22 protein-coding genes and 3 pseudogenes are annotated in these 22,483 nt (G+C 69.6%); 14 read left to right on the top strand and 11 right to left on the bottom strand.

Annotated features, from left to right (window positions below; all coding sequences use genetic code 11):
• Positions 1–499: 499 nt before the first annotated feature.
• Together IEZ21_RS00240 and IEZ21_RS00235 are read right to left on the bottom strand one after the other, a co-directional pair.
• Positions 500–1,120, bottom strand: a complete 621-nt coding sequence (locus IEZ21_RS00240; RefSeq protein WP_189319875.1) for a class F sortase — start codon at positions 1,118–1,120, stop codon at positions 500–502.
• A gap of 112 nt (positions 1,121–1,232) precedes the next feature.
• Entirely contained in the window at positions 1,233–1,781 is a 549-nt protein-coding gene (locus tag IEZ21_RS00235) for a hypothetical protein (RefSeq protein WP_189319874.1), read from the bottom strand.
• 326 nt (positions 1,782–2,107) lie between these two features.
• Here IEZ21_RS00235 and IEZ21_RS00230 point away from each other — a divergent pair, with 326 nt between their 5' ends.
• The 3 genes from IEZ21_RS00230 to IEZ21_RS00220 all read left to right on the top strand — a co-directional run bounded on the left by IEZ21_RS00230 (position 2,108) and on the right by IEZ21_RS00220 (position 4,722).
• Positions 2,108–2,719, top strand: a complete 612-nt coding sequence (locus tag IEZ21_RS00230; protein WP_189319873.1) for an NADPH-dependent FMN reductase — start codon at positions 2,108–2,110, stop codon at positions 2,717–2,719.
• Between the two features lie 128 nt (positions 2,720–2,847).
• Positions 2,848–3,528 (top strand): Clp protease N-terminal domain-containing protein, encoded by a 681-nt coding sequence (locus IEZ21_RS00225; RefSeq protein WP_246567165.1) that lies wholly within the window; start codon positions 2,848–2,850, stop codon positions 3,526–3,528.
• Positions 3,529–3,672: 144 nt separating this feature from the next.
• Entirely contained in the window at positions 3,673–4,722 is a 1,050-nt protein-coding gene (locus IEZ21_RS00220; RefSeq protein ID WP_189319872.1) for an LLM class flavin-dependent oxidoreductase, read from the top strand.
• A 77-nt stretch (positions 4,723–4,799) separates the two neighbouring features.
• On the opposite strand, the gene IEZ21_RS00215 is transcribed toward IEZ21_RS00220, so the two are convergent.
• On the bottom strand, positions 4,800–5,270 hold the full coding sequence (locus IEZ21_RS00215; RefSeq protein ID WP_246567163.1) for a hypothetical protein: 471 nt from the start codon (positions 5,268–5,270) through the stop codon (positions 4,800–4,802).
• A gap of 135 nt (positions 5,271–5,405) precedes the next feature.
• Here IEZ21_RS00215 and IEZ21_RS00210 point away from each other — a divergent pair, with 135 nt between their 5' ends.
• A complete protein-coding gene (locus IEZ21_RS00210; RefSeq protein WP_189319871.1) occupies positions 5,406–6,029 on the top strand; it encodes a hypothetical protein in 624 nt (207 codons plus the stop codon).
• Positions 6,030–6,162: 133 nt separating this feature from the next.
• Here the strand turns inward: IEZ21_RS00210 and IEZ21_RS00205 are convergent, their stop codons facing one another.
• Positions 6,163–6,366 (bottom strand): DUF397 domain-containing protein, encoded by a 204-nt coding sequence (locus IEZ21_RS00205; protein ID WP_189319870.1) that lies wholly within the window; start codon positions 6,364–6,366, stop codon positions 6,163–6,165.
• Positions 6,367–6,368: 2 nt separating this feature from the next.
• Positions 6,369–7,256, bottom strand: coding sequence for a helix-turn-helix domain-containing protein (locus IEZ21_RS00200; protein WP_246567161.1), 888 nt, complete (start codon positions 7,254–7,256; stop codon positions 6,369–6,371).
• A 158-nt stretch (positions 7,257–7,414) separates the two neighbouring features.
• On the opposite strand from IEZ21_RS00200, the pseudogene IEZ21_RS00195 reads away from it, so the two are divergent.
• The 7 genes and pseudogenes from IEZ21_RS00195 to IEZ21_RS00165 all read left to right on the top strand — a co-directional run.
• Positions 7,415–7,840 (top strand): annotated as a pseudogene (locus IEZ21_RS00195) (ATP-binding protein); the annotation flags it as partial.
• 99 nt (positions 7,841–7,939) lie between these two features.
• Positions 7,940–8,188, top strand: a complete 249-nt coding sequence (locus IEZ21_RS00190) for a hypothetical protein (RefSeq protein WP_078491826.1) — start codon at positions 7,940–7,942, stop codon at positions 8,186–8,188.
• A complete protein-coding gene (locus tag IEZ21_RS00185; protein WP_189319869.1) occupies positions 8,185–8,427 on the top strand; it encodes a hypothetical protein in 243 nt (80 codons plus the stop codon). The genes IEZ21_RS00190 and IEZ21_RS00185 overlap by 4 nt, the downstream gene beginning before the upstream one ends.
• Positions 8,424–8,621 (top strand): hypothetical protein, encoded by a 198-nt coding sequence (locus IEZ21_RS00180; RefSeq protein WP_189319868.1) that lies wholly within the window; start codon positions 8,424–8,426, stop codon positions 8,619–8,621. Before IEZ21_RS00185 ends, IEZ21_RS00180 begins: the two co-directional genes overlap by 4 nt.
• A gap of 65 nt (positions 8,622–8,686) precedes the next feature.
• Positions 8,687–9,013, top strand: a complete 327-nt coding sequence (gene cutA, locus IEZ21_RS00175) for a divalent-cation tolerance protein CutA (RefSeq protein ID WP_189319867.1) — start codon at positions 8,687–8,689, stop codon at positions 9,011–9,013.
• A complete protein-coding gene (locus tag IEZ21_RS00170) occupies positions 9,010–9,429 on the top strand; it encodes a gamma-glutamylcyclotransferase family protein (protein ID WP_189319866.1) in 420 nt (139 codons plus the stop codon). Before cutA ends, IEZ21_RS00170 begins: the two co-directional genes overlap by 4 nt.
• A 117-nt stretch (positions 9,430–9,546) precedes the next feature.
• A complete protein-coding gene (locus tag IEZ21_RS00165; RefSeq protein ID WP_189319865.1) occupies positions 9,547–10,017 on the top strand; it encodes a DUF6069 family protein in 471 nt (156 codons plus the stop codon).
• A 93-nt stretch (positions 10,018–10,110) separates the two neighbouring features.
• Here the strand turns inward: IEZ21_RS00165 and IEZ21_RS00160 are convergent, their stop codons facing one another.
• The 3 genes and pseudogenes from IEZ21_RS00160 to IEZ21_RS00155 all read right to left on the bottom strand — a co-directional run bounded on the left by IEZ21_RS00160 (position 10,111) and on the right by IEZ21_RS00155 (position 11,978).
• The gene (locus IEZ21_RS00160; protein ID WP_189319864.1) at positions 10,111–10,728 is read right to left on the bottom strand and encodes a Uma2 family endonuclease; all 618 of its coding nucleotides are present in this window, start codon (positions 10,726–10,728) and stop codon (positions 10,111–10,113) included.
• A 254-nt stretch (positions 10,729–10,982) separates the two neighbouring features.
• Positions 10,983–11,072: pseudogene (locus IEZ21_RS49085) on the bottom strand (IS5/IS1182 family transposase); the annotation flags it as partial.
• 39 nt (positions 11,073–11,111) lie between these two features.
• Positions 11,112–11,978, bottom strand: a complete 867-nt coding sequence (locus IEZ21_RS00155) for a helix-turn-helix transcriptional regulator (protein WP_373302136.1) — start codon at positions 11,976–11,978, stop codon at positions 11,112–11,114.
• Between the two features lie 114 nt (positions 11,979–12,092).
• Between IEZ21_RS00155 and IEZ21_RS00150 the strand changes: the two genes are divergently transcribed.
• Positions 12,093–12,791, top strand: coding sequence for an SDR family NAD(P)-dependent oxidoreductase (locus IEZ21_RS00150; protein ID WP_189319862.1), 699 nt, complete (start codon positions 12,093–12,095; stop codon positions 12,789–12,791).
• 146 nt (positions 12,792–12,937) lie between these two features.
• Positions 12,938–13,938 (top strand): annotated as a pseudogene (locus IEZ21_RS00145) (IS5 family transposase).
• A 103-nt stretch (positions 13,939–14,041) separates the two neighbouring features.
• Here IEZ21_RS00145 and IEZ21_RS00140 read toward each other — a convergent pair.
• Both IEZ21_RS00140 and IEZ21_RS00135 read right to left on the bottom strand, forming a co-directional pair.
• Positions 14,042–16,198 (bottom strand): glycoside hydrolase family 36 protein, encoded by a 2,157-nt coding sequence (locus IEZ21_RS00140; RefSeq protein WP_189319861.1) that lies wholly within the window; start codon positions 16,196–16,198, stop codon positions 14,042–14,044.
• A 63-nt stretch (positions 16,199–16,261) separates the two neighbouring features.
• Positions 16,262–17,287 (bottom strand): LacI family DNA-binding transcriptional regulator, encoded by a 1,026-nt coding sequence (locus tag IEZ21_RS00135; RefSeq protein WP_189319860.1) that lies wholly within the window; start codon positions 17,285–17,287, stop codon positions 16,262–16,264.
• Positions 17,288–17,454: 167 nt separating this feature from the next.
• Between IEZ21_RS00135 and IEZ21_RS00130 the strand changes: the two genes are divergently transcribed.
• A complete protein-coding gene (locus IEZ21_RS00130) occupies positions 17,455–19,929 on the top strand; it encodes a CBM35 domain-containing protein (RefSeq protein ID WP_189319859.1) in 2,475 nt (824 codons plus the stop codon).
• Between the two features lie 77 nt (positions 19,930–20,006).
• Here the strand turns inward: IEZ21_RS00130 and IEZ21_RS00125 are convergent, their stop codons facing one another.
• Positions 20,007–22,232: a molybdopterin oxidoreductase family protein gene (locus IEZ21_RS00125; protein WP_189319858.1), complete on the bottom strand. Its 2,226-nt coding sequence runs from the start codon at positions 22,230–22,232 to the stop codon at positions 20,007–20,009.
• Positions 22,233–22,483: the final 251 nt, after the last annotated feature.

Genomic DNA, 22,483 nt, shown 5'->3' with positions numbered 1-22,483 from the left:
GGAACGCTGCGCTCAGCGGGGCGGGGTTCGGGGTGTGAGGGTTTTTTGGCGGGTGCGGGTTCGTTGTGGTTGCTCGCGCCGTTCCCCGCGCCCCTGGGTGGGTGGTGGGTGCGGGGTCGTGGGCCGGTGCGTCAGCCCGTCGCAGGGCGGGCATACGGCCCTGGCCTGGTACACGGTGCGGGTTCTCCGAGACCGAAGCTAAGCGACGGGCATACGACGCACCGGCCCACGACCCCTCCCGCCGGAGGAAGAGCGCGGGTTTCATCGGGGTGCGGGCTTTCCCGGGACGCGGGGGTCTTCGGGGCGCGGGCAGCCGCAGGCTTTTGCTTTTCAGGGGCGCGGGGAACTGCGCGACCAGCCACGACGCACCCGCAGTCGCGATACGACATGTCACCCCACCCCCTGGCGGAGGGCCTGGGGGCGCAGCCCCCTCACGCGGCGGAGCCGCAAATTGATACAGCCGGGAAGGGGCGGGGCTGGGGAAGAGAACCCCTCCCACCTACCCGCCGGAGGCCAGGTGGGCGAACACCACCACGTTGCCCCGATAGCCCGTGGCCTCCGAGTAGCCGCCCCCGCACGTGATCACGCGCAGCTCCGCCTCGTGAGAGGCCCCGTACACCTTCTCGTCCGGAAAGTCGTGGGCGTCGTACACCTCGACCGCGTCGACGGAGAAGACGGCGACCGTGCCGTCCCGCCGCGAGATCTCGATCGTGTCGGCCTTCTCCAGCGCGCCGAGGCGGAAGAAGACGGCGGGCCCGTCCGCGTTGTCGACATGGCCGACGACGATCGCGGTGCCCCGCTCGCCCGGGGTGGCGCCACCCGCGTACCAGCCCGCGAGATTCCGCCGCGATGCCGGCGGCACGTCGAGGCCGCCTTGCGGGGTGAGGCCGAGGCCCGTGAGAGGGGCGTCCACCCGGATGGACGGGATGCGGACGCGGTCGGGAAGGGAGGGCGGGAGCGGGGTGGCCGCGGGCCGGTCGGCATGGGCGTCCGCGCGGCTCTGCGCAGCAGACGGCTGCGGCGGGGCGTGCGCCTCGGCGCCACTGCGCACCAGCCACGCACCCGATCCGAAGGCCACCACCGTCACGGCGGCTATGGCGGCATTGCTGAACCTGTGCACGTACGCCCCCTCTGAAACAAGAGATGCGTCCCGCTTCCCCCTCCGGGCCGCGAGGGGCGTCGGACCCGGAGGGGGAGGGGACGGCGGTACCGGTGGACAGCGGAGGTGTCCGTCAGATCCCGTCGCCTCTCGCCCGGCGATGCAGGAGCCAGGTACCGCCCGCGGCGGCGACGGCGAGTGCCGCCACTCCCGCCGCGGTCTGTACGGGGTCGGGGCCGAGTGGGCCACCGACCCCCGTCTTCACGCTTCCTCTCGGGTGCGTCTGTTCGTCGGCCGCCTTCTCGGCCCCCGCCCTGGGGGCCAGCGCGACCCTCAGGTCCCCCGTCAGCCGCGTACCGCTGGAACAGCGCGCGACGATCTCGTACGTTCCGGGCTGTGCGGACGGCGGCACCCGGAACCGCCCGACCGCGTTCCGCTCGTGCGTGCTGGGCGTCAGCGTGAAGGCGCCCGCGCCCACCGCGCTCGCGTCCCCCTTCATCGCGCCGTCCGCACCGCACTTCGCCGTGTTCACCGTGACCTCGGCGCCGGGTGCGACGGTCGACGGGTACACCTCCAGCGCGCCGGTGTCCTCGCCGAACGCGTAGGCGTACGCGGGCGCGACGGGGAGGCCCGCGGCGGCGAGAGCCAACGCGGTACCGGTCAGCAGACGGCCTGTTCGCATCGTGCTCGCTCCTCCGCCTCGGTTGCACCCCTGCTCTGTCGAGGTAAGTGGCAGTCGGCCCGACACGCCTCCTGATGAGGCGTCAGAACGGGTGTCGGGCGGGTGCACCGGCCGACGCACCCAGGGCGTTTCAGCAGGTCACGGGCGTACGCGTAAAAAGTATCGGCGGGGTGTGGGGGGCGGGTGTGAACGGGTGACCGGCCTCTCGGACGAAGGCTCGGGTGACGGCTCGGGAACGGCTCCACCGGTGGTTCGGTCGAGTGGCTCGATCGGGTGGTCCGGTCGGGACTTGACCTCAACTTTGGTTGAGATATGAGCCTGTCCCCATGAACTCCACGAACCCCAAGAACTCCGCTACGGACGAACCCGTCCATCTCGGCCTGATCATCGGCAGCAACCGTGAGGGCCGCTTCGGACCCGTGATCGCCGACTGGCTGCTGAGCCGGATCCGCGAGCGCGACGACATCGAGGCCGACGTCGTCGACACCGCCGACGTACGACTGCCGACGGCCCTGTCCTACTCGCCGTCCGCCGAGGTGACCGCCGAGCTCGCCAAGATCGGGCCGACGCTCGCCGGCGCCGACGCGTTCGTGGTCCTCACTCCCGAGTACAACCACTCGTTCCCGGCCCCCCTGAAGAACCTCATCGACTGGCACTACACCGAGTGGCGCGCCAAGCCCGTCGCCTTCGTCTCGTACGGCGGACTCTCCGGCGGCCTCCGCGCCGTCGAACACCTCCGCCAGGTCTTCGCCGAACTCCACGCCGTCACCGTCCGCGACACGGTCTCCTTCCACAACGCGGGCGCCCACTTCGACGACGAGGGCCGCCACAGGGATCCGGCGGCTCCGGACGCCGCCGCGAAGGGGATGCTGGACCAACTGGTGTGGTGGGGGCGGACGTTGAGGGAAGCGAAGGCGGTGCGACCGTACGCGGGGTGACGCTGTCGCCGTAACCGCATGACGGCGGACATGCCGTCCGGCGGCGGGTGGCGAGTATTCGCCCCTCGCGCCGAGGAGAGAGGCAAGTGCGCCTTGACAGTTCGGGATTGTCAAGGCGCACTTGCCTCATGACTCTTCCAGACCTGGACGAACTCATCGCGGAAGTGGACCGCACCTGCGACACCGCACACCGGCCCGGCAGCGGCACGGAGCAGCCCGACTGGCTCGCCCTGCTGACCGTGGCCGCGCAGCTCTCGGGCCAACTGCAGGCCCTGGCGGACGACTTGGTCGAGGACTACGTCGAACACTGCCGGATGCACGGCTGCTCGTGGACCGACATCGGCGCCGCCCTGGGCGTGACCCGGCAGGCGGTGCAGCAGCGCTTCCACGCCCCCCACAAGCGATACGCCCCCGACACGATGACCGACGGCCTCCGCGAGGCGATGGCCCACGTCAAGCGGGCCGCGGTGCAGCACCGCAACAACTACATAGGCACCGAGCACCTGTTGTGGGGCCTCACCGCGATGCCCAACAACGCCACCCGGCTCCTTGAGGCGTCCGGTGTCGCCCCCGATGCCGTACACCGTTCGGTCGAGGCCCACCTGAGCATGGGCGCCTCACAAGCCGCCGAACGGATCGCCTGGACTCCCTACTCCCGCAAGGCCATCGCCCTGGCGGAAGAACAAGCGGGCGCCGCCCTCATCGACTGCGACCACCTGCTGACGGGCCTCGGCCGGGTCGGCCGCGGGGTGGCGGCGACGGTACTGACGGAGGCGGGCTTCAGGGTGGAGGCACTGGAGGAGGCGTAGGCGCAGCCATCCCGCTGCGTCGACTCCTCAAATGTGGGGATGGCTCTACAACTTGCTTGGCACGCTGGAGAGTTGGGCGCCGTTTTCCTAGCCTGGTGAGGACACCCGTACTGACCGCGGTCCCCTCTTCGGAAGGTGACACTCGTGAAGTTCAGCTATGCGATGCTCCCCGACTACCCCCTCACGGAGTCACTGGACTCCATCAAACTCGCCGACGAACTCGGCTTCCACGCCTGCTACGCCGCCGACGAGACCTGGCACAAGGACTTATGGCTGCTCTTCGCCGCGGCCGCCGGCCGGACCAGCCGAATCCGCCTGGGCCCGAGCGTCTCCCCGGTCACACTCCGCGAACCGACCCTGATCGCCCAGGCCGTGGCCACCCTCGACGAACTCTCCGACGGCCGCGCGGAGGCCGTGCTGTCCAGCGGCAACTTCGGGCTCCTGGCCCAGTACGGCATCGACTGGGCCCGCATCCGCCCGCTGTCCCGGGTCAAGGAGGCGCTGCATGTGGTGCGCACGCTGCTGGACGAGGGGACGATCTCGTACGACGGCGAATTCTTCTCGTACGAAGGCCTGTTCACCTTCGCGCGACCGGTCCAGAGCCGGGTGCCGCTGAAGCTCGGAGCGATGCGCGGGCCCAAGTCCTTCGAAGCGGCAGGCGAGTTGTCCGACGGCTGCCATCACGCGCTGAGCTACACCCGCGAGGCGTACGAGTACGCGGTGCGGCACATCCGGGCCGGAGCGGAACGCGCCGGCAAGGACTGGCAGTCCCTGGACATCGGCGCCTGGGTCGTCTTCGCCACCGGCCCCGACTCCGCCGCCGCCAAGGACGCGGCCCGCAGCATGGTCGGCATCTACGCCTCCTCGATGCCCGAGGAACAGCTACGCCGCAACGGCGTCGACCCTGGCGAGCTCAAACCGATCATCGACGCCATAGCCGCTGGCGACCTGCCCCGAGGCATCGAGCTGACGACGCCGGAAATCGCCGAACGCCTCTCCATAGCGGGCACCCCCGAGGAATGCCTGGAGAAGATCCAGCGGGAGATCGCCCCAACCGGCGTGAACCACATGATCTGCGCTATCACCGACCGCACCCTCGTCAAGTCCTTCACCGGCCGCCACCTCCCGGAGGTGGCCGACGTGAACATCCAGCTCCGCCTGATCCACGACGGGATCATGCCGGCGTTCGCGTGATCCGTCGTGGGCCTCCGACTGCCCGGGAGCGGCACCGTGCGGAACGGCAAGCGTCGTGGCGAGGACCGGCCCGACGGCTATTGCTGGGACAGCGCCTGGCTCACCTCGGCGCGGACCGGTCTGCGGCCGCTCACCGCCCAGGCTCGGGCGGTGAGCGCGATGGAACCGTCCGGCCTCCGGGGGACAGCCGCACTGAACACGTCACGCAGCCGGTCCCGGTCGGCGGGGGCGAGGGTGGCCACGTAGCCAGGTGCAGGACCCTGCCCCGCCAGGAAGGGCTTCCACAGGTCGTCGAAGTCGGCGAAGACGGTGGGCACTTCGATCGGGACGGTCGACACATCGACGAGTCCCGCGTCGGCCCACACCGTGTGCAACGCCTCCGGACGGCACAGAGGGAACCTGCGGCCTTCGTCCAGTGCGGCTGCGGACGGCTCCACCTTGACGGCGGCCTCCCAGAACCGGCGCAGGAAACCCATGCCCCCGGCGTAGTCCCACACATACGCCGCGACCAGGCCGCCCGGTCGGACGCCCCTGACCATCTCGGCCACGGCGGGCTCGGAAAGGAAGTTCAGTGCACGCCGGGGCGTTCAGGAGTCCGCGGTCATGTGCCCGTGGGGCGGGTCCGTACCTGCATGCGCTCGCCATGGGCCTACTTTCTGCAGAGGACGGGCTACGATCCCGCCATGCCGATCAAGGGTGGGGATCTGGCGCGTGCCTTCTGGGCTGTCGACCGCGTCCTCGGAGGACAGCGGCCTCCGACCAGGTCTCAGATGTTCGCAGCGAGGCGGCCACTCGTCGTCTGGCTTGTGGCAGGGATCTTGTGGTGGGGCCTCTTCATCCTCCTCCTCGATGGAGACGTTCTGCCCGCGCTGGGCATCGGCGTGCTGCTCGGCGGATTGTTGGCGATGTTCGCCCGGATCGAAAGGGGCCGCCAGCGCCGGCTCGTGCGCCTGGGAGTCTGGGACGGTGTCCACGCCCATTCGGTCGGCGAGACCCGCGCCATGGCCAAGCGGCGGATCCACGGCGAGAACCTACGGCCCCTGTGCGAGGTGTTGGCGTACTTCGCCGAGCACGACTTCGGGGACTCCGAATGGGAGGTCGTCGAGGCGGCCCTGCCGGAAACGGACATCGAGCGTGATGAGTGGTACAGCCACCGGCTGGCCGGCCGACGCACGTTCACCCTGCGGATCGCGGCAGTGCCGGATTCGAGAGACGCTTTCGTCGAGATCTACGGGGTGTTGGGTGGCCGCGGAAAGTTCCTGATCGCGGGGGTGCTGCACGTGTTCGGCAAGTATCGCGTCAGCTGATCTTCGCGCGAGCCGGAATGGCGATGAGTTCGGTCAGACAGGCCATCTGCTGCAGCCCGCGGAATGGGGGCAACGCATCCGGGAAGCCCGAACCTTCGTGCAGAGCGTGTTTCCCGTGCGCTGACCCACCAAGTCAGTGTGCCGTTCCGGTCGTCAACCTCTTTGTAAGCAGGGCTGTTCGGAAGGCCGTCCAGGTGGCAGGGCGGACGTGGAGGGACGGGCCGGTGGGGTTCTTCGAGTCGCGTATGGCGATGGTGGTGGGGATGTTGGTGGCTATTTCGACGCACTCGGCTTCGGGGTCGCTATAGGTGGACTTGCAGTACTGGAATTCAGGCACGGTCACAGTTCCTTACGGAGCTTGTGGAGGAACAGCACGGACTCTCGTTGGTCGAGGGAGCGTTCGGCGATCATCTCGAACAGCTCATCGTAGGCAGCAGCGCCCTCTCCGCCTTCCACCCACCGCTGAGCGAAGGGGGCCTCCACGTAGACGATGTCCATGGCTCCGGGCTCGGCGAACGAGATGATGTTGAACGAGCCGTTCAAGCCGAAGTGCGTGCCTGCACTGAACGGGAAGATCTGGAGACCGACGTTCGGCAAGTCGGCCATCTGCGCCAGGTGGTCGAGTTGCCTGCGCGCCTCTTCCGTTCCGCCAGGGAAGTTCCGGAGCACTGCCTCGTAGATCACAGTCCGCAGCGAGAGGGGTGGGTCCTCCGAGAGGCGCTGTTGCCGTGCGAGCCGTGCAGCGACGAACTCCTCGTCGGACTGCCTGTTCGTGGCCGCTGACGTGATGGGGTTGCTGCGCAGAGCTCGTACATATTCGGCGGTTTGAAGCAGTCCAGGGACGAACGCGGGTTGCCACACCTTGATCGTCGTTGCGGCGCTCTCCAGGGTGACGTACTCCTGCATGACGCCGCGGATTGTGTAGTCGTCCCACCAGCCCCTGGCTTTACGACGCTCACGATCGACCTTCGCGAGCTCCAGGAGCCCTCCGACGGTACCGGGGTCGTGAACTCCGTACAGCTCGCACAGGGCACGGACATCCGGGTCGCGCATGGGTACCCAGCCGCGCTCCATTTTCGCGATCTTCGTGGTGGACGCCGTGAGGGCCTTGGCCGCGTGGGTCTGTGTCATACCGGTGGCGATGCGCAACTTGATGAGTTCACCGCCCAGTCGACGCCCCAGGACGGTGGAGGTGCTGTTGCCCTGCATCGACTGGCTCGCGGTCACGTTGGTGCTCCTCCTGGCGTTGTTGCGCCGTCAGTCTGGCGCGGTGCGTGTCAGCCAAGCAAACCTCAATCGGAGGAAATCCTCCAAGAGGAACTTGCGAGCAATGATGTACTGCCCCTACCGTCGGTGACGAACTGCTCGCAGAGTGGCGCCAGTTGATGCATGGCGCTGCTCAACCCTGCCCGGAGGTGAGCGACATGGTCGCCCCCGAAGAGCCTGAAAAGTCTGACGGAGCCCAGCTCCAGTACGACCGTCTTGACTACACCCCGCTCCCCAAAAGCGTCACCCTCGCCCGCCGTCGCGCCCACCGCCTCCTCACCGACTGGGGTCACCCCGAACTCGCCGCAGACACAGCCCTGTTGGTGTCCGAGCTGGGCGGTAACGCCGTACTGCACGGGTGCCTGCGCGACCGGCTTTTCCGGGTGGAACTCACCCTCACCGAGCGAGCCGTACGCGTCTCCGTCTCCGACCCGAAGGGCGAGGTGCAGCCGAGCCTTCGAGAGGCGGCCGCGGACGACATGTTCGGGCGCGGGCTGCTGATCGTCAGGGAGATCGCCGACCGGTGGGGCGTGTCCGAGCTGAAGGTCGGCAAGTCCGTATGGTGCGAGCTGGACGTAGTACGCCAGGCGGCCTCCACCCACTACCGTGAGCCCAGCGAATCCCGGCTCCATAGGAGGACGACGATGGCCGAACCGCTGAAGACCTTCGTCAACGGTGTCGAGGTCGAGGTGCCCAACAGCATCCCCGACATCCGCGCCGCTCTCCCGGAAGGGCGGCGCGAGGAGTTCGACCGCGCTGTGAACGAGGCCGGCGTGCATGACATCCACGCCGTCATGCGGCACTGGATGCTGGAGGCCGTGCCCGACCCGGAGGCCGACGCGCTGCTGGCACGGCTCGCCGCGGATGAGGCCGAGAGGCGGGGCGTCGCTTGAGCTACCGCATCAGCTACGCGCCGCCCGCCGACGACACCCTGGCCAAGATGCGGAATGCCGAAGCGTTCAGGGATGCCATGGGGCGGACCATCGGCCGAGATCCGTACGGCCACGGATCGACCGCCGTCAGGGGCGAGCGAGACCGGCGGGAGGCGACCGTCCTCGGTGCCCTCGTTCTCTACTACGTCTCGGGATCCGTGCTGACCGTGACCGTGGTCAGGCTCGTTCCCGGGCTGTGAGCGAGGGTCTCGGCTCCGAGGAGATCGGCGTCCGGCAGCGGCGTGCGGCGGCGGTGGAACGGATGCGGCGGATGGTTGCTGAGGGGGAGATCGACTTCTCGGTCATCGAGATCAGCAAGGTCATGGAGGACGCCGGGACGGACGCCCGTGTGACGCCCGCGTTTCCCGACGTACGGCCGTCGCCCCGGACGTAAGCCGAGGCCACCGTACGTGTGAGGAGTGAGAATCGTTCTGCGAAGGTCTGGAAAGGAGATCGATCATGACCATGGCCGACTGGCTCACCGTCCTGACCACGACGGACGCCCCGGAGAAGGCGGACGCCCTCGCGCGGGGCGCGGTCGCGGCGCGCGTCGCCGCGTGCGCGCAGATCTCCGGGCCGGTCACGTCCGTCTACCGGTGGAAGGGAGAGATCGAGACCGCGTCCGAGTGGCAGGTGCTGTTCAAGACGACGGACACGCGGTATGCGGAGTTGGAGGCGTATCTGCGCAAGGCGCACGACTATGACACGCCGGAGATCATCGCCACGCCGGTGGTGCGGGGGAGTGCGGCGTATCTGGAGTGGCTGGAGCGGGAGACGGCGGGGTGAGCCGTCTGCCCTTCTTCGTGTACGGAACGCTGCGGCCCGGCGAGCCCAACCACGACCTCTTCCTCCTCGGCCGCACCGTTTCCGAGGTGCCGGGACGGCTGCCGGGGGCGGTGCTGTACGAGGGTCCCGGCTATCCGTACGCCGTGGAGGAAGCCGGGGGTGTGGTGTGCGGCGAGCTGATCACTTCCGTCCCCGAGCAGTACGGGCAACTCCTCCTCGCCCTCGACCGGTTGGAGGACTACGCGCCGGGTGACCCTCGCAACTTGTACGAGCGCGTGGCCCGCGACGTGGTGCTCGGGGACGGCACGAGTGTCCAGGCCTGGGTGTACGTGGCTGCGCCTGCGGTGGAGGCTCGACTGCGGGCGCGCGGCAAGCTCATCGAGGGCGGGGACTGGCGGGGGCGGCGGGGTTGTTGAGCGTTGTTTCCCCGCCCTTCTGAAAAGGTCCCCCCGTCACCGCTCAGTTCTGTGGCGCTCCTCGGTCTACATCTACGAAAGGCACCAACTCCCGTACGACAAACAGGAGACAGAGCCATGACCGCGACCACGCCCCAGACCCAGACCATCGCCCAGTCCTCCCCTTCCTCGACCCGGTCCCTCGCCACGCGGCCCGTGTGGCTGGTCGGTGTTCTGGCCACCCTCGCCGGTGCTGTCGTGACCGAGGTGTTCGCGCTGATCGCTCGCGGCGCCGGCGTATCGATGGACGCGGCCAGCCCAGGGGCCAAGGAGGCCGCGGAGATTCCGGTGGGCGGCTTTGCCGGGGGCGTGGTGTTCTGGTCGATCGCCGGGATCGTTCTCGCGGTGGTTCTCGCCCGCTGGGCCAAGCGGCCCGCCCGTACCTTCGTGGTGATCACCGTCGCACTCACCGCGCTGTCCATGGCCGGCCCGGCCGCCGCCCCGCACACCGCCACGTCCACCCAGATCGTCCTGGCCGTGTCCCACGTGGTCGCCGCCGCCGTGATCATTCCCGTACTGGCCCGGCGCCTTGCCCAGCACCGCCGGTGACGGATCAGGTAGCCCCACCCACCCGTAGTCGCACCCTCGGTATGAGCCGAGGGTGCGACTACGGGTGGGTGGCGTAGGGGCACATGGACGCGGTCAATTGGCCTTCTTCTGCCCGGCCTTGATGAGCTGCTCCACGTCGAGGGCGACTTCGGCGCCGATTGTGGCAGGCAGCGTAACGGTCTCGCCGGGAGCGTGTACGCGATGGCTGTTGTAAGCGCTCCCGGCCGGCTCGGTGAGTACGTGGAGGCGCTGGTGCTTGCGGTCGACTACGACGTAGACCGGCACCTTCGCCTCGGCATAAGCGGCGACCTTGGTCTTCAGGTCGTCGCGCCAGTTGCCGGAGGTCACCTCCAGGACGAGGCGGAAGCAGACCGGGTCGTAGGCGTTGTTCTCGACGAGGTGGTCTTCGATGTCGGATTCCACCACCACGAGGTCGGGGATGGCGTAGTCCTCGGCGCCGGTGGGCAGCCAGAGGCCGACGTTCTGGCCGACCTTGGTTTCCTCGCCATGCAGTCCAGCGGCGAGGAAGGGAACCATGAGGTCGGTGAGGACGAAGGCGTGCGGGGCATCCGGTGATGGGGTCACGAGGAGGTGGCCTCCGATGATCTCGACGCGGTAGCCCGGATGGCGCTCCATGATCTCGTCGGCGATGGCCGTGAGGGAGAACGGCTCATCATCGTCGAAGGGCTGCTCGACGGATGCAGCGGACATCGCGTGCCTCCTAGGGGCTGGTGTCGAGAGCATCATCGTAGGCAGGCCGCAGACGCTGTGTCCCGTTCCGGCCCCTTCACCCGAAAGTGATCACCCGGTCTCGTCACGCTCCGGGGCCGTCGTGACCGAGGTGTTCGTCCGGATCGCTCGCGGCGCCGGTGTACCGATGGAGGCGGCAAGTCCTAGGGCGCGTATCGAGTTGTGATCGTCGGTGGTCCGGTGTGAGGTCTTCGATCCAGATCATTGAGGAATTCGGCGATGCCCAGCCAGGCATTGAGCTTGTTGATCAGGCGCTCGGCGGTGTTCCTCTCCTTGTAGAGATCGGTGTCGTGATTCGGCGCTCGCCACGCACATGCGGCCGGTCGATCGACACGTAGGTCAGATCAGTTGCGTGTGGTGGCCGGTGGGTCGGCGATGGCGGTGAGCCGAAGCTTGGTCTCGTCCTCGCTGCCGGGTACGGCGGTCATGATGACGATCTTGAGCTCGGAGTCGCCGTCGGTCAGGACGTCGCAGTCCACCGTGACCGGGCCCACCGACGGGTGGTCGATGGTCTTGTGGTCCTCGCGGTGCGCGGCCACCTCTCCGGTCGTCCACAGCTCGGCGAACCTCCTGTTGCCCGCATTCAGATCGCGGATCAGCGCGGCCAAACGGCTGTCCTGGGGGAAGCGGCCGGTGGCGCGGCGCAGGTCGGAGACGACGGCTGCGTCGGTGGCGTTGGGGTCCGCCTCGGCCACTGGCCACAGCGCGAGGCGGGCGGGGCCGGCGTCCACCGGGAACCTGTCGCGGGCGAAGTTGCGCAGCCGTGGCGGCGAGGCGGAGGGGTCGCCCAGCAGGGCGGCCCACCCGCGGTTCCACCACACCAGTTGCCAGTCCGCCGCAAACACGGCGACCGCCACGTCCCCGAGGCGGGCGAGCACCCGTTGCACGCCGGGCGGGAGATGGGCAGAGATCGTGCCGTCCACCGGCGGTACGAGCTGGGCCAGTCGGTAAAGGTGGTCCCGCTCGGCGGTGGACAGCTGCAGGGCGCGCGCCAGGGACGCCACCACCGACGCTGAGGGTGTGGTGGCCCGCCCCTGCTCCAGGCGCACGACGTAGTCGACCGATACTCCGGCCAGGTCAGCCAGTTCCTCGCGGCGCAGCCCGGCCGTCCGGCGTCCGCGGGCCACCGGCAGCCCGGCGGCCGACGGGGGCAGCCGGTCCCGCCACGTGCGGATCATCACGCCCAGTCCGGTTCCGGGTGTCGCCGACATGACCTCCATCCTCCTGCATCCCGGGTCGTGCATGTGGGCGCGAGGGTGGTACTGGTCTTCCTACCGTCGAAGCGTCCCTGGTCCGCCTCCCTCGTCGGGATCAGCATCGAGCGCATGACAATTACCTTCATCACCGGAGCCAACAAGGGTCTCGGCCGCGAGACCGCCCGTCGCCTGATCGAGTGTGGCCACACCGTGCTCGTCGGAGCGCGCAATCGCGAGCAGGGCGAGGAGGCCGCCGCTGCGCTTGGCGCACGCTACGTCCCCATCGACGTGACCGACGACGCGTCCGTGGCCGCCGCGGCCGCGAACGTCGCCGAACACGAGGGCAGCATCGACGTCCTGATCAACAATGCTGGTGTCCACGGCCCCGTCGGCGACCCCAGCGACCTCACTGCCGCCGACGCCCGCGCCGTCCTCGACGTCAACGTCATCGGCGTCGTCCGCACCACCACCGCGTTCTTGCCGTTGCTGCGCCGCTCGGACGACCCTGTGATCGTCAACGTCAGCAGCGGCATGGGCTCCCTCGCCCTCACCCACGACCCCGGCCGACCCGAGTCGCACGTCGTCGCGCCGCTGTACACCTCCTCCAAGGCGGCGCTGACGATGTTGACCACGCAGTACGCCAAGGGGCTCAAGGGCATCCGCGTCAACGCCGCCGACCCCGGCTACACCGCGACCGACCTCAACGGTCACAGCGGCTCCCAAACCGTCACCGAGGGCACGGACGCGATCGTCGCCCTCGCCACCGAGGAGCCCGGCGCCGGCAGCGGACGCTTCGTCTCCCGCCATGGCGAGATCGCCTGGTCCTGACACCGGCTGTGCCGGATCAGCTATTTCGGGCGCCGAGGACATCGCGAAGTCGTTGCAGTGTCCGGGGTGCTCCAGGGCGCAGTTCGCATCGTGATCGATCTGCGGTTCGCTCTCGCGGCGGGGCCCGGACCGGTAGATCTTCTTGCGTGACACGAGCACAACTGACGGACGAGGAGTGGAAGTTCATCGGGCCGTACCTGCCGATCGGCAGGTACGGCCCGTATCCAGAGCGGCTTCGGCAGCAGTTCGAGGGCGTGATCTGGCGGTTCAAGACGGGCGGGCAATGGCGGGAGATGCCAGCGGAGTTCGGGGCTTGGCCCACTGTCCATAACCGCTTCCGGCAGTGGCGGGACGCCGGTGTCTTCGAGGCCTTGCTGGAGGGCCTGATCGCACAGGCCGCTGAGCGGGGCGAGGTGGATTTGTCCCTGGTCAGCGTGGACTCCACCACCGCCCGCGCCCACCACGACGCCGCCGGGATGCACCTTGATGACGACGTTCTCAGCGCTCTGGAGAAGGCCGCCGTCGAGGAGGAGAAGGCCCGGCAAAAAGGGGCGTGCCAGAAGGACAAGCCGGGCAGGCCGCCGGCAACGACCCCAAGCGGGAGGAACGGCGCCGCATCCGGCGGCGGCGCAGACTCCGGCTGAAGGTTGCCCTGCTCGGGCGCTCGCGCGGCGGGCAGACCAGCAAGATCCACTTTGCCGCTGACCGGAAGTGCCGCCCACTCGGGCTTGTCCTGACCGCGGGGCAGGCCGCCGACGGCCCGCAGTTCATCCCCGTGCTGGCCAAGGTGCGGGTCCGCGGGCCGGTCGGCCGTCCCCGCACTCGGCCCGGCGCGGTCGCCGGAGACAAGGCGTACTCGTCCCGAGGAAACCGCACCTACCTGCGTAAACGCCAGATCAAGGCGGTCATCCCGGAGAAGAAAGACCAGGCCGCGAACCGGAAGAAGAAAGGCAGCAGGGGCGGCCGACCCGTCGGGCACGATGCCGACCTCTACAAGGAGAGGAACACCGTCGAGCGCCTGATCAACAAGTTGAAAGCCTGGCGGGGTATCGCCACCCGCTACGACAAGACCCCCGAGAGCTACCTCGCTGGCCTTCATCTCCGCGCCTCCATGATCTGGATCAAGGACCTCACGCAAACCGCTTGATCTCGACTCGATACGCGCCCTAGCACCACCGGTGAGCAAGAGCGCACCCTCATCCACCCGCAGTTGCACCCTCGGTACCAGCCAAGAGTGCGACCCCAACCGCTCAGCCGCCAGAGGCAACCCGGACCAGCAGCACCGCCGGAGAAGCCGGCAACACCACCCGCAGCACCCCCGCCTCCCCGTCCCACTCCGCCGTACTGGCCGGCGCCGACGGATGCAGGATCTCGACCTGTACGTCCTCCCGGCCCGCCAACTGCGGCACGGACAGCTGCCGTTCCGCCGCGCCGCCCCGGCGCCACACCGACAGATACGTCACCTCCGACGCCGGCACCCGCACCCCCAACGCCACCCACTCATCCGCCCACCCCGGCAACCCGAGCGGCCAGAACGCCACCCCCGCCCGCAGGTCACCCCGGATCGACTTGTACGTCGCCACAGCGTCCCGTACCAACGACAGCTGCCCCGGCGACATCCGATCAAGATGCCCCGACAGATGCACCCGCCCCAGCAGCGCCGTCCCCAACGTGAAGTTGATCTCGTCGTCCGAGAACTCGGGCTGTGGGTACGCCCACACCGCCCCCTGCTCCGGCGGCACAGCCGTCGGCGCCGCGACAGCGATCGGTGGATAGCGGAGCGGATCCTGCTGGTCCGACGTGGACTGCACCTGCGCGACGGCCAGTGAAGCGCCGTCCATGCGCATGCCGCCGGACCCGCAGTTCTCGATCACCAGCGACGGGTGGCGGTCCAGGACCGACGACAGCCAGGACAGCCACGCCCGCGTATGCGAGAGCAACCCCGGCACGGACGTGGTGATGTTGTAGTCCAGCTTCAGATAGCCCACACCCCACTCGCCCACGATCCGGTCCACCGCCTCGTCGAGGTGGGCGCGAGCCGCCGGATGCGTCAGGTCCAGTTGGTGGCGGCCCTGTTCGGTGACCCGGATACCGCCCTCGTGGCGCAGGAAGGCGGCATCCGGCAGCTCGCGCGCGACGGCGCTGCGGACGCCCACGACCTCCGGCTCCAGCCACAGCCCGGGCACCATCCCTCGTGAGCGGATACGGTCGAGCACTGCCCCGAGCCCTCCGCCGGGGAAGCGCCCGGAGGACGGCAGCCAGGCGCCGACGCTGTCCCACCAGCCCGCGGAGTCGTCGTACCAGCCGGCGTCGATGCAGAAGTACTCCGCCCCGGCCGAGGCCGCCGCGTCGATCAGCGGCAGGAGCTTCTCGGTGGTCGGGTCGCCCATCAACGTGTTCATGTAGTCGTTGAAGATGACGGGGAGCCGCTCGTGGTCGGGGTGCGGGCGGCGGACGAGACGGCGGTACGTCGTCAGCGCGGCCAGCGCTCCGTCGAAGCAGGTGCCGAGGGCCAGTGCCCCCCACTCGCTGCCGAACTCCCCGCCCGGCTCAAGGACTTCACGCCAGCCGTGCTCGTCCGAGGTCGGCCCGCCGAGCGTCAGATACGTGTGCCCGCCGGCTTCCCCCGCCTCCCAGGACCAGCTCGCCGCGGACTCGATCTGCCACAGCCAACTGCGTTCGTCCGTATGGTGGTTGAGGGCGCCCATCGCCAAGTGTCCGTCGGTGGGCCAGCTGCCCCGCCCGGCCAGGCGTACCGCGGCCCGGCTGTCGTGCTCGTGGACGTCCCGGCCGATGTCGGGCACGGACGCCCTCAGCGGCTCGGTGTACCAACGGCATTCGGCGAGCCAGTCGTTGCGCGCCCGGAACACGAGCAGGTCGTCGGGGGAGGGCAGGGCGCCAAGGAGCAGACTGCTGACCGAGCGCAGGGTGACCGGCGCGGAGCCGTCGTTGCGGAGCCGTACCCGGGAGCGCAGCACCGGCACCCCGTCGGGCGAGGCGTACTCCGCGAAGACCGCCAACTCGCTTGCCGGATCGTGGAGTTCGACGGTCAGACGATGCCAGCCGTCGTCGTACGTGGCGTTGTGTCCCCGGTACCGCAGCCGCGGCCCGAGCGCCGTCCCGGTGAACCGCGGCCCCGAGAACCCCGTCCCCTCACCGGCCAGCACCAGATCGACCAGCGGCAACGCGGCACGGACCTCGGCATCCTCGTCCTTCGGCTCCGGATCGCCCGGCCGCCCCACTCGGAGCAGCCGAGCCGAGTCCCCGCCGACACCGGCGGCCCAAGCGGCCCCGCTGGGCCCGCCGGTCTCATCTGCCCTGCCGGCCCCGCCGAAGTCGAAGTCGACCGCGAGCTCTGAATGCCCCCAGCGATAGTGCCGTACGCCGTTGCCGTGGTCCTGCGTCACCCGATCTCCCCGCGATAGCCCTGATGACTCATGTCCTGATGCCGTGATCCCAAAGTCACCAAGTCAACCGTTACCCCTGCCACCCGGCCCCGAACTCTCCCGCACGATCAACTCCGGCTCCGCACAAGGCTCCTGCCCCGGAGCCGACGGATCCAGCAGGCGATGCAGCAGGCCGAAACACGTACGCCCGAGCCCCTCGAAGTCCAGCCGTACCGTGGTCAGCGCCGGAGCGAGATACGCGGACGCGGGCGTGTCGTCGAAGCCCACGACGCTCAGCTCGTCCGGCACCCGGCGCCCCGCCTCCCGCGCCGCCCGCAGCATCCCGAGCGCCAGGTCGTCGTTGCCGCACAGTACGGCGGTGGTGTCGGGGTGGTGTTCCAGCAGCCCGCGCGCTGCCAGGTAACCGGAGCGCGGCGTCCAGCCGCCCTCGACCGGCGCGGGGGCGTCGACTCCCGCTTCCCGCAAGGCGTCCAGCCAGCCCTCCGTCCGCTGTGCGGTGTGTGCCGTGGACGACGGGAGCGCGAGGCAGTGCACGGTCGGATGGCCGAGGCCGAGCAGATGGCGGGTGGCGCGGGTGGCGGCGAGGCGGTCGTCGAGCCATACGTGCCGGGGGTCCGGGTCGTCGCCCGGTGGCCGCTCGACCAGTGCCGTCACCGGTACGTCCGGGGGCAGCAGCTCCAGCGCCCGGGCGCCCGCCGCGTCGAAGGCGATCACGATCACGGGCTCGCCCGGGCGTACCAGCCGGGCCCGCAACTCCTCGGCGTCCAGGGCGGCGTGCCGGTCGAGCACGCTGATCGAGACCGCGAAACCCGCTGTGCGCGCGGCCTCCTCGATGCCGCGCAGCGCCGCCGCGTTGCCGTACAGGGAGGTGTCGGAGGTGAGCACGGTCAGCGAGCGGACCGCCTTGCCGGCGAGTTCGCGCGCGGCCCGGTTGGGCCGGTAGCCGAGTTCGCCTATCGCGGCCTGCACCCGTCGGCGGGTGGCTTCGGCGACGCGTTCGTTGCCGTTGATGACGCGCGAGACGGTCTGGTGGGAGACGCCGGCCGTGCGGGCGACGTCCCGGATGGTCGGCTCCTGAACGCTCCTCATGTGAACGGTCACTCCAGGCTAGTCCTGCTACAGGTGTTGACAGATGGTACGTCGGCGGGAGAATCATGCGCTGAATGTGACCGTTCACACAAGAGTCCAGGAGCCGGTGGATGAGTCGGAGAACGCGCACCAGACGATGGACCACAGCGGTCCTCACGCTCGCACTGATGGGAGGGGCCATATCGGCGGCCCAGATGTCCGCGGCCCGAGGGGCGGAACGCGCGGCGGCGCCCCGCCTCTCCGCCGACCTCGCCGCCTCCGAGGGTCCGGTGATGCTCGGTGCGAACGGCGCGCTGTACGGGCTCAGCGACGACGGCGTACCCAGTGATGCCGCGCTGGAGCCCCTGAAGATCACCAGCATCTCGCAGAAGCCGGAGGGCGGTGCCCAGCACCCCAACGGTGACGCGATCACCGTCTCCAAGTCGTTCTTCCGCAACGGCGGCGGCGAGATCAACGTGATGATGCAGGACGTCTACGCCAAGTGGCCGTACGAGGACCTCGGCATCGACGACTACCTCCCCAAGGTCGACAAGATCGTCGAGGAGGTGTCGGCCGCCCCGAACAGCGACCGCTTCGTCTACATCCCGTTCAACGAGCCCGACCAGATCTGGTACAACCTCGGCACCTCCGACCAGGCGCAGTACGAGGCCAACCGCGACCGGTTCTTCAAGGACTGGAAGACGGTGTACGAGCGGATCCGCGCGATCGACCCCGACGCCGTGATCGCCGGCCCGAACGAATCCGCGTACCACACACGCCTGTTGACCGACTTCCTCACCTTCGCGAAGCGCGAGAACGTCCTGCCCCAGATCATGACCTGGCACGAGCTGGACTCCGGCTCGCTGCGGGACTTCCAGGGGCACTACGACACCTACCGCTCGATCGAGAAGAACCTCGGCATCGCACCGTTGAAGATCAACATCGACGAGTACGCCAACCGCCGCGATCTGTCCGTGCCGGGGCAGCTCGTGCAGTGGGTGTCGATGTTCGAGCGGAACAAGGTGTATGCCAACCAGGCCTACTGGGACGCCGCCGGCAACATGGACGGCAATGTCGTGCGTACGAACATCCCCAACGGCGGCTGGTGGCTCTTCCGCTGGTACGCGGGCCTGACCGGCAACACCGTCAAGGTGACCCCGCCGCAGGCCAACACCATCGACACGCTCCAGGGCCTCGCCTCGTACGACAAGAAGCGCAGGCAGGCGCAGGTGGTGCTCGGCGGCGCGGCGGGCGACGCGGACGTCGTCGTCAAGAGCGTCGACCGCAAGGTCTTCGGGTCCTCGGTCACCGCGACCGTGGCGGAGGCGGCCTGGTCGGGGTACGAGGGCGCGCACGCGGCGCCTCAGGTGCTCAAGCGCGTGAAGCTGAAGGTGGCGAAGGACGGCACGGTCACCGTTCCGCTCACCGGCATGCGGAAGATGTCGGCGTACCGCGTCGTCCTCAACCCGGCCGGCTCCGGCACGCCCGCCACGCCGTCCGTCCCCTGGTCGGCGTCGTACGAGGCGGAGGACGCGGCGATCACCGGCGGGAAGGTCTACACCCAGGGCACGGTGTCCAACGCCAACGGGTACGCCGCCTCCGGCACCAAGGACGTCGGCTCGCTCAACACCGCCTCCAGCAAGGTGGACTTCACGGTCTCGGTCCCGCGCACGGGGACGTACGACCTGGGGATCCTGTACGGCAACCAGAGCGGGACGCCCGCCACGCAGAAGCTCCTGGTGGACGGCGCCGCCGCCACGACGGTGACGTACCCCTCGACGGAGAACTGGACGTACCGGGGCCTGCAGACGGTCCCCGTCTCCCTCACGGCCGGCAGCCACACGCTGACGCTGGCCAAGGGCAACACGGAGGTGACGCTGGACCGCGTCGATCTGACGGCGAGTACCACGCCGTCGGCGCAGTACGAGGCGACGCTCGCGGACGTGTCGGGCAAGCCGGCGTACGACTACGGGAGTTCGGCCGGCACCGGGACGGGAACCCTGCGGCTCGGCTCCGGCGACAAGGCGGTCTACGACGTGTACGCGCCGCGTGACGGCTACTACACGCTGACCTCGCGGGCCTCGGCGTCCGTGAAGCTGTCCCTGCACGGGCAGACGGTGACGGCACCGCCGGGCAAGGCGCTCCGGCTGTACCTGGTCGCGGGCAACAACCGTGTGACGGCGACCGGTTCGGGTGTCGGACTGCGCTCGCTGGACGTGTCGGGGGCGGGCTCGTCCTCGGGCACGCTCGGGTACGAGGGCGCCGACGCGACCCTGGCCGGGGGAGCACGGCTGGAGTCCTCGTCGTACGCCTCGGCGGGCTCGTACATCGGCTGGCTCGGCAACTCGGCTGCCAGTACGGCCCAGTTCAAGGTCGACGCACCCAAGGCGGGCCGCTACATGCTGGTCGTCTCGTACGCCAACAACGACCGCCGCGACAACGGCCACTCGTACAACACCGACATCATGTCCCGCACGGCGGACATCACGGTCGGCGGCGCGACCAGGAAGGTGACCTTCAAGAACACGTGGGGCTGGGACGACTACTGGACGCTCGGCGTCCCGGTCGATCTGGCGAAGGGCGAGAACACGGTCACGTTCGCCAACGCGGCGGCTTGGGCGCCGAACATCGACAGGGTGGAACTGGCGCCGGTGCTGGGTTAGTTGGGCCGGTTTGAAGCTGCGGGTCCGTCGTGGCTGGTCGCGCAGTTCCCCGCGCCCCTGACGGGGCGCGGAACCGCTTAGCCAGCGAGCTCAACGCGTACCGCGCACGCCTTGAACTCCGGCATGCGGGAGGTCGGGTCGAGGGCCGGGTTGGTCAGAGTGTTGGCCCGGCCCTCGCCCGGCCAGTGGAAGGGCATGAAGACCGTGTCGGGGCGGATGGAGGTGGTGATCCGCGCGGGCGCGGTCGCGCGACCGCGCCGCGACACGACGGCCAAGGGGTCGCCCTCCTTGGCGCCGAGCCGCTCGGCGAGCCTCGGGTGCAGTTCCACGAAGGGGCCGGGGGCGGCGGCGTTCAGCTCGTCCACGCGACGCGTCTGGGCGCCGGACTGGTACTGCGAGACGACCCGCCCGGTGGTCAGCAGCACCGGGTACTCGGCGTCGGGCTCCTCGGCGAGCGGCCGATGCGTCACGGCGACGAACCGGGCACGGCCGTCGGGAGTGGCGAAACGGTCGAGGAAGAGGCGGGGGGTGCCGGGGTGGTTGCCCGACGCGGCGACGGCCGTGGCTCCGCCCGGCCGGGCGTCCGGCGCGGCGGCGGCCGGGGCCATGGGCTCGGCCTCGCCCGCAGGGTCGTCCGGCAGCACGTCGAGCGCGGAGTCCTCGCAGTCCTCCGAGCCCTCGACGCTCTCCGCGGGGTCGGGTGCCGGGCACGGCCAGAAGACCCCGTTCTCCTCGATGAGCCGGCGGTACGTGATCCCCGAGTAGTCGGCGGGACCGCCCGCGCTCGCCCGGCGCAGCTCCTCGAAGATCTCCTCCGGGTCCGTGGGGAAGCCCTTCTCCACGCCCAGGCGGGCAGCCAGTTCGTGCATCACGTGCAGGTCGCTGCGTACGCCCTCGGGCGGCGTGATCGCCTGCTTGCGCAGCAGCACGCGGCCCTCCAGGTTGGTCATCGTGCCGGTCTCCTCGGCCCACTGGGTGACCGGGAGGACGACGTCCGCCAGGGCCGCCGTCTCCGACAGGACCACGTCCGCGACCGCCAGGAAGTCCAGGGACTTGATGCGTTCCTCGATGTGCGCGGCGCGCGGCGCCGACACCACCGGGTTCGAGGCCATCAGCAGCAGGGCGCGGATGTCCGTACCGAGGGCGTCGAGGAGCTCGTACGCGCTGCGGCCCGGGCCCGGAAGTGAGTCCGGGTCCACGCCCCAGACCTCGGCCACATGGCGGCGGGCCGCGGGGTCGTCGAGCTTGCGGTAGCCGGGCAACTGGTCGGCCTTCTGGCCGTGTTCACGGCCGCCCTGTCCGTTGCCCTGCCCGGTCAGACAGCCGTAGCCGGACAGCGGACGCCCGGCGCGGCCCGTCGCCAGGCACAGGTTGATCCACGCGCCCACCGTGTCCGTACCCTTCGACTGCTGCTCGGGCCCGCGTGCGGTGAGCACCATCGCGGACTCCGGCTCGCAGAACAGCCGTACCGTCTCGCGGAGTTCGGGCACGGACACGCCGGTGATCCGCTCCACCAGCTCCGGCCAGTGCGCCATCGCCGCGGCCCGCGCCTCCTCCCAGCCGCTCGTACGCTCCTGGATGTACGCCTCGTCCGTACGCCCCTCCGCCACGACCAGGTGCAGCAGGCCGAGCGCCAGGGCGAGATCCGTACCGGGGCGGGGGGCGAGGTGCAGGTCCGCCTGCTCGGCGGTCCGGGTGCGGCGCGGGTCGATGACGATCAGCTTGCCGCCGTTGGCCTTGAGCTCGGTGAGATAGCGCAGTGCGGGCGGCATCGTCTCGGCGAGGTTCGAGCCGACGAGGATGACACAGCCGGTCTTCGGGATGTCCTCCAGCGGGAACGGCAGCCCCCGGTCCAGGCCGAACGCCTTGATCCCGCCGGCCGCCGCGGACGACATGCAGAAGCGTCCGTTGTAGTCGATCTGCGAGGTGCCGAGCACGACGCGGGCGAACTTCCCGAGCGTGTACGCCTTCTCGTTGGTGAGCCCGCCGCCGCCGAAGACCCCGCACGCGTCCGGGCCATGCTCCGTACGCGTGCGGGACAACGCGTCGGCGATCCGGCCGAGCGCTTCTTCCCAGGTGGCGGGCTCCAGAACACCGGCGTTCCGGACCAGCGGGGTCGTCAGGCGGATGCTCGATGACAGCACCGCGGGCGCGGTACGGCCCTTGCCGCACAGCGCGCCACGGTTCACCGGGAAGTCCGGGCGCTCGACCACCGCGACGCCACCGTCCTGCTCGGGCGTGAGATTCATTCCGCACTGCAGGGCGCAGTACGGGCAGTGGGTGGGCGTCACGGAGGTCTGCATACCGTCCAGCGTGCGTCGCACGTGTTACGCACCGCAACGCGTCCCGTTACACGGCAGGCACGGGGACCTCCCCGCGGGGGCTCAGGCGGCGTGAGGCGCCGGAAGCGCCGCGCGTGAGATTCCTGTCGTCTTCCTGTACGGAAGCTGTCGATGTGCTGTCAGTACAGCCATGTGACTGGTTTTGCCAGTGACGCGGACCACGTTGAACGTTGAAGCTATTGGGGCCGCTACCGCGCACAGGCGGTGCGGCC

This window comes from Streptomyces flaveus, assembly GCF_014647675.1.
In the GTDB taxonomy this organism is placed as follows: Bacteria; Actinomycetota; Actinomycetes; order Streptomycetales; family Streptomycetaceae; genus Streptomyces; species Streptomyces flaveus.
This window is presented reverse-complemented; position numbering and strand designations above follow the sequence as displayed.